At 57.4% G+C, this 15,189-nt stretch carries 14 protein-coding genes and 1 pseudogene; 7 read left to right on the forward strand and 8 right to left on the reverse strand.

Going from position 1 to position 15,189, the window contains the following annotated elements; translation table 11 throughout:
* Nucleotides 1-597: 597 nt before the first annotated feature.
* Together AC6H34_RS30375 and AC6H34_RS30380 are read left to right on the forward strand one after the other, a co-directional pair.
* Nucleotides 598-1,035: a Ros/MucR family transcriptional regulator gene (locus tag AC6H34_RS30375; protein WP_497541400.1), complete on the forward strand. Its 438-nt coding sequence runs from the start codon at nucleotides 598-600 to the stop codon at nucleotides 1,033-1,035.
* A gap of 103 nt (nucleotides 1,036-1,138) precedes the next feature.
* The gene (locus tag AC6H34_RS30380; protein ID WP_497541401.1) at nucleotides 1,139-1,681 is read left to right on the forward strand and encodes a hypothetical protein; all 543 of its coding nucleotides are present in this window, start codon (nucleotides 1,139-1,141) and stop codon (nucleotides 1,679-1,681) included.
* 53 nt (nucleotides 1,682-1,734) lie between these two features.
* On the opposite strand, the gene AC6H34_RS30385 is transcribed toward AC6H34_RS30380, so the two are convergent.
* Both AC6H34_RS30385 and AC6H34_RS30390 read right to left on the reverse strand, forming a co-directional pair.
* On the reverse strand, nucleotides 1,735-2,118 hold the full coding sequence (locus AC6H34_RS30385; protein ID WP_497541402.1) for an SPW repeat protein: 384 nt from the start codon (nucleotides 2,116-2,118) through the stop codon (nucleotides 1,735-1,737).
* A gap of 49 nt (nucleotides 2,119-2,167) precedes the next feature.
* Nucleotides 2,168-2,536 (reverse strand): SPW repeat domain-containing protein, encoded by a 369-nt coding sequence (locus AC6H34_RS30390; protein ID WP_497541403.1) that lies wholly within the window; start codon nucleotides 2,534-2,536, stop codon nucleotides 2,168-2,170.
* Nucleotides 2,537-3,045: 509 nt separating this feature from the next.
* Here AC6H34_RS30390 and AC6H34_RS30395 point away from each other — a divergent pair.
* Both AC6H34_RS30395 and AC6H34_RS30400 read left to right on the forward strand, forming a co-directional pair.
* Nucleotides 3,046-5,487 (forward strand): penicillin-binding protein 1A, encoded by a 2,442-nt coding sequence (locus tag AC6H34_RS30395; RefSeq protein WP_497541404.1) that lies wholly within the window; start codon nucleotides 3,046-3,048, stop codon nucleotides 5,485-5,487.
* Nucleotides 5,488-6,360: 873 nt separating this feature from the next.
* Nucleotides 6,361-7,074 (forward strand): IS6 family transposase, encoded by a 714-nt coding sequence (locus AC6H34_RS30400; RefSeq protein WP_497541405.1) that lies wholly within the window; start codon nucleotides 6,361-6,363, stop codon nucleotides 7,072-7,074.
* A 16-nt stretch (nucleotides 7,075-7,090) separates the two neighbouring features.
* On the opposite strand, the pseudogene AC6H34_RS30405 reads toward AC6H34_RS30400, so the two are convergent.
* Together AC6H34_RS30405 and AC6H34_RS30410 are read right to left on the reverse strand one after the other, a co-directional pair.
* Nucleotides 7,091-7,555, reverse strand: a pseudogene (locus AC6H34_RS30405) (tyrosine-type recombinase/integrase); the annotation flags it as partial.
* 412 nt (nucleotides 7,556-7,967) lie between these two features.
* A complete protein-coding gene (locus tag AC6H34_RS30410; protein WP_497541406.1) occupies nucleotides 7,968-8,333 on the reverse strand; it encodes a hypothetical protein in 366 nt (121 codons plus the stop codon).
* A gap of 664 nt (nucleotides 8,334-8,997) precedes the next feature.
* Here AC6H34_RS30410 and AC6H34_RS30415 point away from each other — a divergent pair.
* From AC6H34_RS30415 to dnaG, 3 genes are read left to right on the forward strand one after another with little or no spacing between them, the layout of a single operon-like run.
* Nucleotides 8,998-9,240, forward strand: a complete 243-nt coding sequence (locus AC6H34_RS30415; RefSeq protein ID WP_497541407.1) for a hypothetical protein — start codon at nucleotides 8,998-9,000, stop codon at nucleotides 9,238-9,240.
* Complete coding sequence (locus AC6H34_RS30420) at nucleotides 9,237-11,237, forward strand: type IA DNA topoisomerase (RefSeq protein WP_497541408.1); 2,001 nt, start codon at nucleotides 9,237-9,239, stop codon at nucleotides 11,235-11,237. Before AC6H34_RS30415 ends, AC6H34_RS30420 begins: the two co-directional genes overlap by 4 nt.
* 2 nt (nucleotides 11,238-11,239) lie before the next feature.
* Nucleotides 11,240-12,526 (forward strand): DNA primase, encoded by a 1,287-nt coding sequence (gene dnaG, locus AC6H34_RS30425; RefSeq protein ID WP_497541409.1) that lies wholly within the window; start codon nucleotides 11,240-11,242, stop codon nucleotides 12,524-12,526.
* Here dnaG and AC6H34_RS30430 read toward each other — a convergent pair.
* From AC6H34_RS30430 to AC6H34_RS30445, 4 genes are all read right to left on the reverse strand, one after another.
* Nucleotides 12,523-13,170 carry a winged helix DNA-binding protein gene (locus AC6H34_RS30430; protein WP_497541410.1) on the reverse strand — a complete coding sequence of 216 codons (648 nt, stop codon included), beginning with the start codon at nucleotides 13,168-13,170 and terminating at the stop codon, nucleotides 12,523-12,525. The two genes, dnaG and AC6H34_RS30430, sit on opposite strands and share 4 nt — an antisense overlap.
* A 6-nt stretch (nucleotides 13,171-13,176) precedes the next feature.
* A complete protein-coding gene (locus AC6H34_RS30435) occupies nucleotides 13,177-13,755 on the reverse strand; it encodes a thermonuclease family protein (RefSeq protein WP_497541411.1) in 579 nt (192 codons plus the stop codon).
* 69 nt (nucleotides 13,756-13,824) lie between these two features.
* Entirely contained in the window at nucleotides 13,825-14,529 is a 705-nt protein-coding gene (locus tag AC6H34_RS30440) for a hypothetical protein (protein WP_497541412.1), read from the reverse strand.
* Between the two features lie 55 nt (nucleotides 14,530-14,584).
* Nucleotides 14,585-15,142 (reverse strand): hypothetical protein, encoded by a 558-nt coding sequence (locus AC6H34_RS30445; protein ID WP_497541413.1) that lies wholly within the window; start codon nucleotides 15,140-15,142, stop codon nucleotides 14,585-14,587.
* Nucleotides 15,143-15,189: the final 47 nt, after the last annotated feature.

Genomic DNA, 15,189 nt, shown 5'->3' on the forward strand with positions numbered 1-15,189 from the left:
CTCCCGAATTTGGCGGTCATCTGCAACGCCAAATTCATATCGAACTTCGATATAGTTTGGCAAGGCTTGCGCATCGCGTGGTGTGGGTTCTGGTAAACTCAATGTCAGACTTTAGGAGGATATTTCCGATTTTGTTCCAAAAACTCGTGTGATGACGGATCCAGAAATCGTGTAAATATCCCACAAAAGTCTTATATATCAATAATATAATTTATTTCTCTTCCGTTTTTAAAAACAATTTACCATGATATTGAGTAATAGTTGATATAAACGAGATTATTTTAAGTATAATATAGGTTTATTACTTTAGTCTTTTGGATATTTTACGCCTAAGGCCAAAAGCGTTCAATTCTCTAGTATGTCCAATAACTATATACCAAAAAATGCCCGTGGCCCGCCCCCGAAAGGTCACCTAAAAATTTTTTAATTCGGTAAATTTCCTCGACTATCGATATAAATTGATACGCCCGCCGCTGAAATGGGCCCCATCGATGGGCGTGGTACCACAGTAGCAGACAAGGCGTGGTTCCCTGCTATCGGAACATCCCTTCAGCGGGGTCCTTCGTCGGAGACAGCAAAAACAAGTGGGGGAACTTGATGTCCATCAAAAGTGCGACGATGACAGCTGAGGTGATGCGGTCCTATTTGTCGACCCACGCGATCCCGTCGGAGGATCTGCCGAAACTCGCTGGGGAAGTCCATGCACTGCTCCATGATCTATCGAGCGCAGGCCCCACGGCCTCTTCGGCCAAGGATAGGCCAAAGCCGGCTGTTGCGATCGAAAAGTCCATACAAGCGGGATGTCTCGTCTGTCTTGAGGATGGTCTGCGCTTCAAGTCCCTGAAGCGCCACCTGCGCAGCCGCCATGGACTCTCGCCACAGGCATACCGCGAAAAGTGGAATCTTCCCGATAGCTATCCAATGAGCGCCTTTCGGCATTTCGGCATATTCATGAGGCCCGGAAAGGCCGAGGAAGTTACCGTGGTCGTTGTGGAAGAAGAGCCTTTAGGCTCGGCGGGTGAGGCCTCGAACTGATCTGACCTCGATATTAGGTTTCTTGATACGCGGTGGCGCTCAACCCACGCGGGAATTTCCATTTGCGGGACCGGCATGTCCCGTGTGTTTGCAGGAAGTGACCATGTCAAGAACGGTTCTTTTGTTCGGCGCCAGCCTCCTTTTTCTGGCAATTGCGTCCAGTGCTCGCAGCCGGCTTGAGGAAGTGGATTGTGTGGCGGATGCGATGGCCCAGCGCGCTGCCCTCTATTCGATCATGAAAGTACTGCCGCTAAATCTTCCCTCGAATTGGACGGAAACGGGACCTGGCCCGACAATCAAACCCACCGGCACCTCGTGGGTGGCGAGCAAAGCGTTTCGTGCACCTTCGGGACCAGCTACTTTGTCCATCACCGCCTATCGCGACGTCATAGCGCACTACTTCATAAGAATTGGGCTGAATCTGAGAGCCGATGGACTATTCGCGATCCGGGGGCGCACCTTCCGGGCAATGACAACGCGCAGGGGGACTCTTTATATCCTCGTTGGAAGGGCCGTCGTCGTGACCGTCAGCGGAGCAGCGGACAGGACGGATAAGGCATTGCTTGCCGCAAGACTCGATTCCGCCCTGCTTAGCCGGCTTGACCGCATCAGTACGACACCTTCACTCGGTGCATCCGCTTGCTGAAGCTCTACCAGTCTTCGATCCATCGCAGATCGCCGGCTGAATTCTTACAAGCCCTAATGCCGAGGCGGCAGTAGCGGATGCCTATATTTCCACTGCGCCCAGAGCGAAACGATCACAACGAGACATCCAATCAGCCAATGTGTCCACTGGGCTCCGCTAGCATGACTGAACTTGAGGACTTCGGGCGCCAGGATAAGCCACAGCCCGAGGGCTGCAGTTGCCCATTCCTCCCATTGAGCCACTGCCTTGAGAAGCGTGGCGTCGAAAAGGGATGCTGCTGCCAAATAGGCGAGGCCGAGGGCACTAAGCCAGGCGCTCCAGTCAGCAGAGTGATTGTCGAACCTGAACAACCAGGGAGACACAAACAGGATCGCAGCCGCTGCGCCCAGTATCCAGTCCTGAGTCCTTTTGTCATGCAGAATTGCGCTGGTCATCATGGTCATCTTCCTCCTGTCAATTACTCCCCCGTGAATTCACCCCGAGATCTCAGGGTCTTTCGTTCATCGACTGGACATGCCAGTGAAGCCATTCGGCCCAGGAAGAAACGGCGACTGTGAGCGTTCCAAGCAACCAAAAGGCAGAGGATACGCTTTGCCTGCCTTCAAACCCCAAAAGCCAGGGGGCAAAGATCAGCCCCAAACCGAGAGCGGCAGCGAGCCATTCTTCCCAATGCTCCCCCTGCGAGAAAGAGGCGGCCACTCCGAGATACCCGATGAAAACGGCACCGAACCAAGCAAGCCAGGCGGCCAGGGTCCCGACGTAGCCAATCAACCAAGGAGAGGCAAAAAGCACGAGTGCGATGCCGAGCAAACCCCAATCCTGGGCTTTCTTGCTGAAAAAAACGGAGCCCCCCATATCTCCTCTCCTCACCTGAGCTTTAACAAAATCTATATCGAGTTTCGATATTAACTGTTAGTTAAATCGCAGCAAGGTTCGGGCTCACATTTAGGCCATCGTTCGTGCCGGTTTTGGTTTCTCTCGAAGCGCGCCAGGGTTGGAACCTACGAAATTTAATTTTCTTTTATATCGATCGTCGATATTATATGCATCCGACTGGGCCACCGGTGGCTCGAGGAGAGGCAGATCCGTTGCACGGCACCATCGGATCTACAAACGCCCCAAACGAGCAAGACGGTTGCCCGGCGGGCAGGGAGGGGAAGGGGGCGGAGCGGCGATGCGGTCGTTCCGCTCCCTTCCGGCTTCTGGCCGGTGCGGCGGAAAGTCAAACCAATGCTGATGGAAGCCACGATGAATGTGAATGACCCGGGTCGTGGCTCTCGATGCGACAGCAATCGGGTGCAGAAGGGATGCTTCCGTCGCTACCTCTCGAAGGCAAGTGGCGTTCCTAGTGACCGAGGTCCCCGATGATCTGGATACGATTGCTTGGTGCGCTTTTTGCCGGTGCGACCTTGGTAGTACTCACGGTAGCTGCATTTCTTGGACTTGAGATCGCCAATATCGACCGGGACTTGCCCGACTTCAGCAAACTCCGGAGTTACGAACCGCCGCTCATGACGCGCGTCTATGCTGGCGATGGAACGATCCTTGCGGAGTACGCCAGGCAGCGCCGGCTCTTTATGCCGCTCGAGATGATCCCCCGACTGCAGATCGACGCTTTCTTGGCGGCTGAAGACAGCAACTTCTACTCCAATCCAGGCATTGAACCCTGGAGCGTGGTGCGTGCTGCAATCGTGAACCTTCGCAATCGCGGCTCAAACAGACGGCCGATGGGAGCCTCGACCATTACGCAGCAGGTGGTAAAGAATTTTTTCCTCACCAATGAGGTGTCTTACCGGCGCAAGCTTGAAGAAGCTATTCTCGCGCTAAGGCTTTCCCAAACCTACTCGAAAGATAAGATTCTGGAACTTTACTTGAACCAGATTTATCTCGGCAGCGGCAACTATGGCATCGCTGCGGCTGCGCTCGGGTATTTCGGTCAACCGGTGCGCGAACTCACCATCGCGCAGATGGCCTATCTCGCAGCCTTGCCAAAGGCCCCAAGCAACTACGATCCCGAACACAACCGTGACGCTGCACTGGCAAGGCGCAATTGGGTGATCGGACGAATGGTGCACGAGGGATTTATTACGCAAGCCCAGGCGGACAAGGCAGTCAATGCCCCCCTTGGTGCCGCCGGTCACGAACTTCCGCCCGATGATCGCAATGGTGCTGCGTATTTCGCTGAGGATATCCGCCGGCAGTTGAACGAGCGCTATGGAAGCACGAAACTGTACGAAGGCGGCATGGCGGTTCGAGCAACCCTCGACCGGCGTCTTCAAACATTGGCCCACAAGGCCCTGGTCCAAGGCCTGGTGAAGTGGGACCAACAGCATGGTTACCGCGGGCCCTTAGAGAACGTTGAAATAGGATCTGATTGGCGTCAGACACTCGCGGCGCAGCACAGCCTGGGCGATGTCGAACCGTGGCGCCTTGCGATCGTCCTCCAGGCAGATTCCGACATGGCTCTCGTCGGGCTGCAGCCGGCGCCGCGGAACGATCGTTCTCCATCCTCTTCCACCAGTACGGACACGGGAACCGTTCGATTGAGCGGTGTGACCTGGGCGCGTTGGGCAAAGGGTCCCACAAAGGGCCGCCCGGTGACGCGCGTCGACACCATACTCAAGCCTGGCGACATCGTTTATGTGGAACCCTCCGAGCGAGAGAAAGGTACCTTTGATCTGAGACAGATTCCGGAGATCTCCGGGGCCATTGTGGCGATGGATCCGGCAACCGGCCGAGTCCTTGCCATGGATGGCGGCTTCTCTTTTCAAAACAGCCGCTTTAATCGCGCAACCCAAGCCTTTCGCCAGCCAGGTTCCGCCTTCAAGCCTTTCGTGTACGCGGCAGCACTGGACGATGGGTACACGCCCTCGACGATCGTCTCCGACGATCCTGTCAGTATCGCCCCCGGCGGAGGCCAGCCGCTCTGGAATCCAGCAAATGACGAGAACAGATATTACGGCCCTCGTCCCCTGCGCTTCGGATTGGAGTGGTCCAGAAACGTCATGACCGTTCGGGTTGCGCAGGATATCGGGATGCCCCTGATCGCTCGGTACGCCACCCGGTTCGGGATCTACGACGATCTGCCACCCTATATTGCTATGTCTCTAGGCTCTGGAACGACGACTCTCATGCGTATGGTGACGGCCTACGCCATGCTCGACAATGGTGGACGGCGGATCAAGCCTACACTAGTTGACGATATCAAGGATCGACTTGGCCATACCATATACAAACATGACGAGCGTCTATGCCCAACTTGCAACTCCTCCATTTGGTCGGGGCAGAATGAACCACGTTTGATCGACAATCGTGAACAGGTCCTCAATCCAGCCACTGCCTACCAAGTAACCTCCATGCTGGAGGGAGTCGTCCAGCGCGGGACAGCGCGCGTCCTCAGAGCACTGGATCGACCGATCGCCGGCAAAACAGGAACCACGAACGACTCCAAGGATGTCTGGTTTGTCGGCTATTCCCCTACTCTCGTATCAGGTGTCTATATTGGCTATGACACGCCCCGGCCTCTTGGCAGGACGGCGACAGGCGGCCGGATTGCAGCCCCCGTGTTCGGCGCTTTCATGCAAGGGGCTCTTGCCGATGCCCCTGCCGAAGCGTTTCGGATCCCTCCAGGAATCAAACTGATTGCGGTTGACCTGCGCACCGGACAACGGACATCAGACGCGGCTCGTACAGTTCTGGAAGCCTTCAAAATTGGCACGGCCCCGCTTAGTTCAGATGGCACGGATGGCGCCTATCGCAATAGCGAGTCACATGGTATCGCCATTGGGACGGCCAACCTATATTAATGTATCCAACCCAGAGCTGTTAGTATTATAAATATATGTATAAACCATATATAATAATGCGTCGATACTAATATATTATATTTTTGTAATAATTGTATTTTTGCGATTCATGTCAACATTATACCTAAATTCTTTGGCCGCACTATTACATTCTAAGTTTCGAGCTGGGATGTTTGGCAGAAATTATCCAGGGAGTGAAGTCAAATGCGCACCCCGCTTCTATGCTCGGCTGTCATCCTCGCAGGCGTGCTTGCACTGTCTTCTGCGCCAGCTGTCTGGTTTGGTGGCGGCAATGATAATCATCTACACAATCGCCTATATTGCTTTCCAATGCCAGGAAATCCGCGCATAGGCTTGTTGGGTCGGCATCGGTCAGGTTCTGAATTAAGGCTCCTTACATTTCCTCTGAAGGTGAAGAGATGGATATAGATGCACCGCTCCGGAACCGTCTGCCGAGACAATACTTTGACCCTATGCGAAGTACAAAATGACAAACGAGAAAAGGAAGGTCACAGGCGGACCCGCCCTGAAGATTTTTGTATTCACGATTGTACTGGCAATTTCAGTAATTGTCGGAGTCTTTTTAATATGTCTTAGTATAGTATGACACATGGTTTGCGATCAGGTGCGGCAATCTGAAGCTTGTCTTGCGGTCGAGGGGTCGATCGCAATGTGCCTCCTGTTCAAATGAGCAACCACCGGACAATACTGCTTAGGCCAACTGGTCTTCGAGGTTCATACAACCTCGCCGCTCTCGTCGACAGGAACAAGTGAACAGGAAACCCAACAAACCCTGCGCCAACAGCGTTGCCGCTTCGGGAGGTGGCGTCGCCTTAACCGGCTGGTTGGGATCGACTTGATATTCGGGTTGTCATGACCGAAGCTCCGCATGCCCAGTTCAGACGCCACCGGTTTCCTGCTGAGATCATTGCCCATGCGGTATGGCTCTATTATCGGTTCCCGCTCAGCCTGCGCGACGTCGAAGATCTGTTGGCGGAGCGCGGCATCACCGTCACGTTTCAGACGGTCTCCGAATGGGCGGCGAAATTCGGCTTGAAGTTCGCTCATCAGCTCCGGCGCCGCTCACGAGGCCACTTTGCCGACAAGTGGCAGCTTGATGAGATGGTGGTGACGATCAAGGGGAAGAAATACTGGCTGTGGCGCGCCGTCGATGCAAACGGTTACGTCCTCGATGCCCTGCTGCAAAGCAGAAGGAACAAGGCAGCAGCGCTGCGTCTGATGCGCAAGCTGCTCAAGGGCCAAGGTACCACCCCGCGGGTGCTGGTGACTGACAAGCTGCGTTCGTATTCGGCCGCGAAGGCCGAGTTGATGCCGGGCGTAGAGCATCGCTCGCACAAGGGATTGAACAACCGTGCCGAAAATTCTCATCTGCCGCTACGGCGCCGAGAGCGGCGAATGATGCGCTTTAAGTCAGCGCGACAATGTCAGCGTTTCGTCTCGGTCTATGCCCAGGTCGCCAACCTCTTTCAGCTTCATCGCAAGCATCTTTCTGCCGCAGACCACCGCCAACTCCGCACCATCGCCCTCACCACCTGGCGTGAAACCGCATTGTCGACTGGGCTCTGAAATGCACCTTACAAGCACTCACGACGTCAGCGACCTTTAGCATCGACACCTCGGCGACGCGAAGGCCCGCGCCATAGGCGACCGAAAGCGCGGCCTGGTGCTTGAGGCAGGTGGTGGCGTTGAGTAGCCGGGCAACCTCGTCGCGGCTGAGCACCACGGGTAGGTTACGCGGATGCGCCAGCCGAACGAGCCGGCGCGCCAGGTCAGGGCGGTCGAGCGTGTGGGTGAAGAAGAAGCGCAGCGCCGATACAATACTGTTCATGGTGGGCACGGGGACACCATCGTCCTGCTGCTCGATCTGGAACCGGCGCAGATCGTCAATGGTCGCGGTGTCTGGCGAACGCCCAAGGAAGGTCGCCAAGCGTCCAATATCGCGGAGATAGTTGCGCTGCGTCTCCCGTGAGAAACGGCGCAAATTCATGTCGTCGATCAGCCGCTGGCGCAGCGGGCTGATGGGTGCATCGATAGTGGGATGGGGCATGGTCGGGCTCCTTGTTGAAGAAGCCCGTCATGCTCTGCCGCTGTCGGACGACGCTCAATGCAGGCGCGACGACCGGTTCTTGATCTCTACCTTAACCGCAGGCGCCCTCCCGCGTAGCGGGTTCGTTCTTCGGCCCCCAACCGATCGTTCCAGAGCCACCCATAACGAATGTTGCCACTGCCTTGGAAGAGCCGAAGCCAAGGGATTTTACTGGACGGCAAGGGACGACAGTCCGCCAAGCGATGTCCCTGTCTTCGCCCCTCCAACCTAGGACTGGCGGTTAGATTCGGTTCGCCCGCCTGAAGCGGCCAGACTACTTTTCTGTGCAATTAAATTAGAGATGCGCGACCATCTGACCACACTTGCGAGATTCCGAGGACCGACAACGCCGCTTCCACAGGTGAATTGAAATCTAGCCCTGCTCCTTGGGAATCAACTCCAGCATCGATTTAATGTCGACGTTCGGATGGTAGATGTATTTGCGGCCACCACCATAAGATGTCGGCACTTTCACGCGCCGAAGCACGTTATAATCAAATAGAATCTTCAGGAATTTGTTCACGGTCAGCGGATGAAGCCTAGTCTTCTCCGCAAGGGAAGCCGTTGTGACCTGCTCGCCCGCTTCGGTCATTAGAATGATCGTGACGTATATACCCAATTGCTGAATGACATGGACGCCCGAATAGGCCATCGATCCCTTAGAAAATACCCGGTTGGCGGCCGTGACCATCACAGCGCCGAGGCCGGCTCTCATCAGGGCATAATCTGGTTGCATCAATTAGACAACTCTGTATAGCATGTGTAGTTGGACATTCGGTGTGCGATTTTTGGGCAAAACCACCCGTCGTATGGCTCGACTGTACCGATTTTCGTCACAAAAGCCACTTGGGCCACAATTGGAAATATGTGAGCCGGCATAGATGAGAGGCAGCGGGTAGAACCATCCCCCTGACGATGGGGAGGATATCCGCGATGTCAGTATTGAATAGTCGCATGGTAGATTAGGGAAAATCGTTATGATGGACATTTGGCACTTCGTTCCACTATCTCTAGGACACTGTGTCACGCCTATGTCACGCCACTCTTACCTAGACGCCCCGACAACGTCTCTGATTTGACCTCGTTGTCTATTCGGGTAACATCCAGTAGTGAGCCAACGAAAATTCGAACAAATATCAACTTGTTCGCAGGGGTTAGATTGGCAACACTGTCAATTATGCCGGATTGTCGACAATCCGGTATGCGTCTACGCGGCAATTGACGCAGATCAATCCTTACGTCAGGCCGTGACGTCAAAATGACAATGTTCTAGAGCAAACCGTTAAAAGAGCATACTTTGGGCAACAGTAGCAACAGCGGGTTTATAACATCTTTAGCCGGAGCATCTTGTCGAGGCAGTTTAACTGCAGAAGACCCGTATCTGGCCCTTGAAGAGTACGTGAATGCCTATTGATCTCGGTCAATCTATCTGGGCGGAAGTGCGTGAGCTATGTGCGAAAAACGACGAGGATCTTACCGCTTACAGCCACCTTCTACTGATGCTGTCCAAGAGCAACGTGGAACAGGATCGGGTCCTGGATGCCGTCGGCGAGTTGGCCGTGGTGATAGAGCGATGGTCAGACGACTTGATCGTTCGCTTGTTCGAAGCAGTCGGTGAGCTTATTGACCTCGAGGGCGCGGAATGAAGGTCCTGGTCATTGAATCCCCCGGCAAGATCGAAAAGCTTAGCAAGATCCTTGGGGAAGGCTGGTCGATTGTCGCCAGCTACGGACACATCCGCGAAATGCCGGACAGAGAGATGGGCGTTGCCGCGCCCGCCTATCGGCCCGACTACGTCGTCACTGAGAGAGGAAGATCCGCAATCACGAAAATTGCCGGTTTGATTAGAACCGGTGCAGAGATCTATCTTGCCACCGATCCGGATCGCGAGGGTGAGAGCATCAGCTGGCATCTTGCAACGGTACTGGGCCTCGATCTCAAAACAACCAAGCGAGTGACCTTCAACCAGCTCACGCCGGAAGCCGTCCTGAAGGCTGTGAACGAGCCCCGAACGGTTGACGGGAGACTTGTTGCGAGCCAGGAGGCGAGAAGGGTCGTCGACCGGCTGGTGGGATACAGCGTCAGTCCGGAGCTCGGCCGGCGGGCCGGCCATCGCAGCCAGGGCACTTGGAGTGCGGGCCGGGTGCAGAGCCCGACCGTGCGCCTGGTGGTCGAGCGAGAACGCGCTATCCGGAATTTCAAGAGCACGACCCATTTTGGCGCCAAGCTGTCTATCACCGGACAGGGCAGGGCATGGTCCGCGAAGTGGCGGCTGAAGCCGGGCTTTGTTTCTGACGACGAACCCTATTTCATGGACAAGGGCTTTGCCGGCAGGGTCGCACAGATCCGCTCGCTCATCGTGGTTTCTGCAGCGGATGGCGAACAGCGGGTGCCGCCACCGGCGCCACTGATCACGTCGACGTTGCAGCAGGTGGCGAGCGCAAAATTGCGCGTTAGGCCGGACGAAGCCATGGAGCTCGCGCAAGCGCTCTTCGACCAGGGGCACATCACCTATCACCGAACGGACAATCCCAACCTTTCCGACGAGGCGATGGATCCCATCCGCTCGATCGGAGCGGTCTTGGGGCTGGAGGTCGCCGCCAGGCGCCGCTCCTACAAAGTCCGTGACGGGGCACAGGCCGGCCATCCGGCGATCACCCCGACCCATTGGGATGTCGAAGAAGCGGGAGAGACCGATAAGCAGCGCGCACTCTATCGGCTTATACGTCTGCGGGCGATCGGCTCCCAGCTGATGGACGCGCGGTACGCAAAGCGTGCCGTCGTCCTCAAGGCGCTCACCGACCTGGATGGTCGCGAGATCCATTTCGAGGCCGACGGTCGCATGCTGACAGATCCCGGTTGGATGAAGGTTGTTGGCACGGCCGGCGATCAGGAGGAGGGCGAAGACGAGGAAGGAGAGGGGGAGCTCAGCAACCCGGTCCCAAAGCTATTGGCAGGCATGCCAATCGCGGCCGCTTCAGGCGAGGTCACGACCAGCCAGACGAAGGCCCCTGGTCGATACACCCATGCCAGCCTCGTCAGGAAGCTGGAGGCGGAAGGGCTCGGTCGCCCGTCAACCTACGCGTCGATCATGAAGACGATCGAGGCCCGGGACTACGTGACCACCATGGGCGACAAGTTGCGGCCCACAGCGGACGGAGAGCATGCCGTCGATCTGATGGTGGGGCGCTTCGGCTTCATGGAGATCGCATTCACCCGCCAGGTCGAAGAGGAGTTCGACAAGGTGGCGCAAGGCCAGATGCGGTACGTCGACTGCGTAGCAGCTTTCCACGCCAAATTGACGGATGAACTAGCCGGGTTGGCACGGGACGTGGCCGTGAAGCCCTCCGAAGCCATGATGCGGGCGGTTGAGCAGAAGGCAAAGCGCGACAAGGTGCCGGTTCCCGAAGGCATGAAGGAGTCGCGGGAGATCTGCGAACGCTTTCTCGGGCCGCGCGAGGACCGGGATCCGACCGAGGGGCCACGAATGGCCAGCGCCCGGCAAATCGAGTTGGTGACGGATCTGGTGGGCAAGGGACGAATTCCCGCGCCTGCGGGCTTCCCTGATGGCATGACGGCCGCGACGGCATCCGCGGCGCTCGACAAGGCGTTCTCAAGCCTGAAGAAACGAGAGAAGACCTAGCAATGTCGAAGCTGCTGGCTGCCAGCCTGGTCGACGAGATCAAGAGCAAGGTCAAGCTGTCCGAGCTCATCGGCAAGGATGTGAAGCTGATGAAGGCAGGAAGGGAATTCAAAGGTCTCTCGCCATTCCAGCACGAGAATACTCCCTCCTTCACGGTCAATGACGACAAGGCGTTCTTTCACTGCTTCGCCTCGGGCACGCACGGCGACGCGATCAAGTGGCTGCAGCTCTACAAGGGGCTGGGCTTTCGGGACGCGATCGTGGTCCTCGCCGGCATGGCCGGCGTGTCGATCGACACCTCGACACCCGGTCAATCCGAAGAGCGCGCAAAGCTCCTATCAGCCTGCAGCGTCGCGGCACGGTATTGGCAGAATGCACTTTGGGAGGAGGCTGCGGCGGACCATGCCCGGCGCTACCTGGAGGAGCGCGGCGTTGGCGAAAGTCTCGCGAAAAGAATGGGCCTGGGCTGGTCGCCGCCCTCTGTGAACGGCTTGCGAGCCGCCCTCTCGGCAGAAGGAATTCGACGCGGCGTTGCCTATAAGGCGGGTCTCTTCACTCAAGAGGGCTTTGGGTTCTTTCGGGACCGGCTGATGTTCCCCGTCTGCAATGTCCAAGGGCGATCCATCGGGTTCGGCGGGCGCAGATTCGAGAACGGACCGAACGCCGGTCCCAAATATCTCAACTCGCGAGAGACGCCGATCTTTCACAAGGGCGGCGCATTCTTTGGCATCGACCGGGCACTCACGTCGATTGCCAAGAGCGGCCAGGTCGTGGTGGTGGAAGGCTATATGGATGCCATCACCATGCACCGGCATAGCTTCACGCATACCATCTGCTCGCAGGGGACGGCCGTCAGCTTGTCAGCCCTGCGCCGGGCGCTGCCGCAAACCCACGAGTTCATCTTCCTGCTTGATGGCGACAAGGCGGGCGCGGCGGCGATGGACAGGATCGTTGACGACGCACTGGCAGAGGCCGGCCCGAGCTGCATCGTCAAATTCGGCATACTGCCAGAGGGCGCGGATCCAGACAGCTTTCTGCAGCGCGAGGATCCGGCATCAATGCAAATGATCCTCGACACTTCGGTCGGGCTCGAGGAGGCGCTATGGCGCCGCTCCCTGCGGAAGCATATCGGCGACGGCCCGGAAACCCGCAGCGCCCTGGTCCAGGAGCTGATCGCCTGCGCCGATGCTATTGCGGACGAAGAGACGCGCGCCTGGATGCACACAGGCCTCGCCAGACGGATTGAGCAGCACTGCGGCCCGCGCCGACGACTGAATGAAATGCTCTAGGATCCCGCGGAATCGGAAGACGGCGCGGGTGGCGCCTCGCCGATGCGGAAGCCGGCCTCCTCGATGTGAGCCTTCTGCAGCGCCTCGATCGCGTCGGGCCGAATAGCCAGGCCGTAGGCACGCCGGGTGCCGCCCGTGCCCCCGTGGGGCAGCGGCGTGCGGACAATGAGCCCCCGCTTTTCGAGAACCCGAGTGAGGAAGTTCATATAGGAGGGATGCGTCTCGGCGCGAACCGCGATTTGATTGCCGGTCGGGACGCGGCCCTGACGGGTCTCGAGATCAATCAGGTTCAGAACTGCGAGAACCCGGAATCGAGCCGCGCCGGTATCACCCGGAAAGCGAGAATTCAGCACCAGGTCGGTCAGCTTGGCGATGTCGTTATGGTTCGGAGCTGGACGCTCGGGCGCCTTTTCAGGAAGCTGCGGCTGCTTCAGGGCGACAATGTCCAGGCCGACGCGGACGAGTACGCCAATCAGCTTGGGAATCCGTTGCTGATGTTCTTTCGCAAGTTGCTGAACGCGGGCGTGATCGTCCTTCGACAGGTGGGCATAGGTGTTGACGAAATCGTCGCCAAGGGCCTCCGAAAGCCATCTTTTGCGGTAAGCGTTGTACTGCGATTTCTTGTTGTCGCTATCACCCGTCATGAAAGATTATTTACCCGTGCTCAACGCCTTGAACAAGACCAGATTGGGATGCACGAAATCCGGCGTTCCCCATAACCCGGCTCTGTTCTTCTTGGCCAACAATTCCGCCACCAAATAGGGTTTGTATACAGGAGCGCCCTGATTTGTGAATGCAGCAAAAGCATAACCTTGGGTAACCATTATGGTGCCCAAATCGGGCGCATTCTGTCCAATGTGCGCCGCACAAACCACCATGATCACCGCTTTTTGGCTCGCCGTCGCAGGAATCTGGGCAATCGGCGTGCAGGTCGGGTGGGTGTCTCTCACCAGGGCGGCGAAGAGGGCGAGGGACGCTTCCCCGCAATCCTGCCGCGCGCCGGCAGCGTTGGTGAAGGCCGTGCCGCGTATACAAGACTGGATGCCGTAGAGACGGAGCCGCTGCGAACCCTGTTCCCACGTGTCGCCGGTTATAAAGCTGATTCCGGACTGAGGGATGGCGAAGACATTGGGGGCCGCCTGCGGCGCCGGCGACTGCTGCGCCACGGCCGCAGGGATGAGGCACAGCGCGGCAAGGGCGGGCGCGAGAAGCCAGCGGGGCACGAACATTTGGGATCTCCTGAACAAAAAGAAAGAGGCGGCCTAGGCCGCCTTGGAGTTGGTCGCTTGGGAGAAGGGTCAGACGAGTCCGGATGCAACGTTGACATCGGACGAGGAGGGGGAGGGGAGGCTGCTTGCGGTCGACGTCGTGGTATCGGTGAGGTCGCCACCGCCAACCATGCAGCTGCCGCCGCTTTTGCACGTGGCCGCAGCCTGGTTGATCTTGTTCTGGATCGCTCCGCCCCACGAGCAGATGCTCTGGTTATTGCCGTCCAGATTGGCCGTTCCGTTTCTCAAAGTGGCGCCGGTCGCTCGGACACCCCCGCTGCCGGCGGTTGGGCACTGGCCGTTATTCGCCTGCATGTATGCGATGTCATTCTTGCAGATGCCCGGCCCGAACTGAAAACAGGCCGACATCATGCCCGCCGTCACGGAAGTTCCACCGATAGATGAGTTGTTGGCCAGGGTTTGATAGCCACCTGTCGTGTTGGAGTTGCCGACCTGTTGCGCCCAGATGTCCACCTGCTGCTGCATAGGCAGGTTGAGATATTCCTGAGGGGTCATTCCAGCGGGCAGGTTGGATCGAGTGAGCTGGAGCACGCCAAAATTATTGCCGTTCGAGGAGCAGGTGTTTCCACCCGACTCCGCGATGGCCGCTCCTCCGAAATCGCAGGATGCATTCTTGAGGGTGCTGTTGGCGTTGGGCGAGTTCTTGACCGCATTCGCGATGTCGGATGCGGAGTAGGTCTGGCAGGCCATGGCGATCGAGCTGGGGAATGCCATCGTCGCCACCAGCAGGAGAGTTACGGGTCTAATCGATTTCCTCATCTCACCGACCCTAGTGAAGCTTGTAAGTGTTGGCGCCAGGCTGAGCCTTTCCGCCCTCGACGGTCATTACGGAAATCGTCTGCGTGGAGGGATCGAATGCCGCCAGGGTCATGTCGGACGCCGACCTATTGGACGTGGCGTCATACCCGGCCTCACCGCGCACCAGGTGGATGTCGAGATCGGGAATTTCCTTGAGGACCTTCACCGCTCCGTCGCGCAGCTCGGCAATGCGCGCCGGGCAAAACAGATCATCCGGCTGTGTCTCCACCGACGAGCATTGATCATTGACGGCCGACACTACGATCCGGGTGCTGCCGCTCTGAAAGGAGGTCGTGAAGAACTCTGCCACGAGTGGCAGGGTAGGAACTGACTTCTGCAAGCTCTGGCGCTGTGCCAACAGCGCGGGAACTCGATCCGCCCATATCTGAAGTTGAACATTGGCCGGCGACTTTCCCGACAAATCAACCGTTTCCGCGACAATGCGCTGCTGCTTGAGCGGTGCGGCGGAGGCCACGGAGAGACCTAGCCCCAGAAGAAAGATTGTGATCGCAGTTGCGAGCGTACGCATGGACTGCCTTCCTTTCTGATTGGCCCGGCAAGCAGGGTCCGTCCTGC

It is taken from the genome of Labrys sp. ALF-8, from assembly GCF_059699065.1.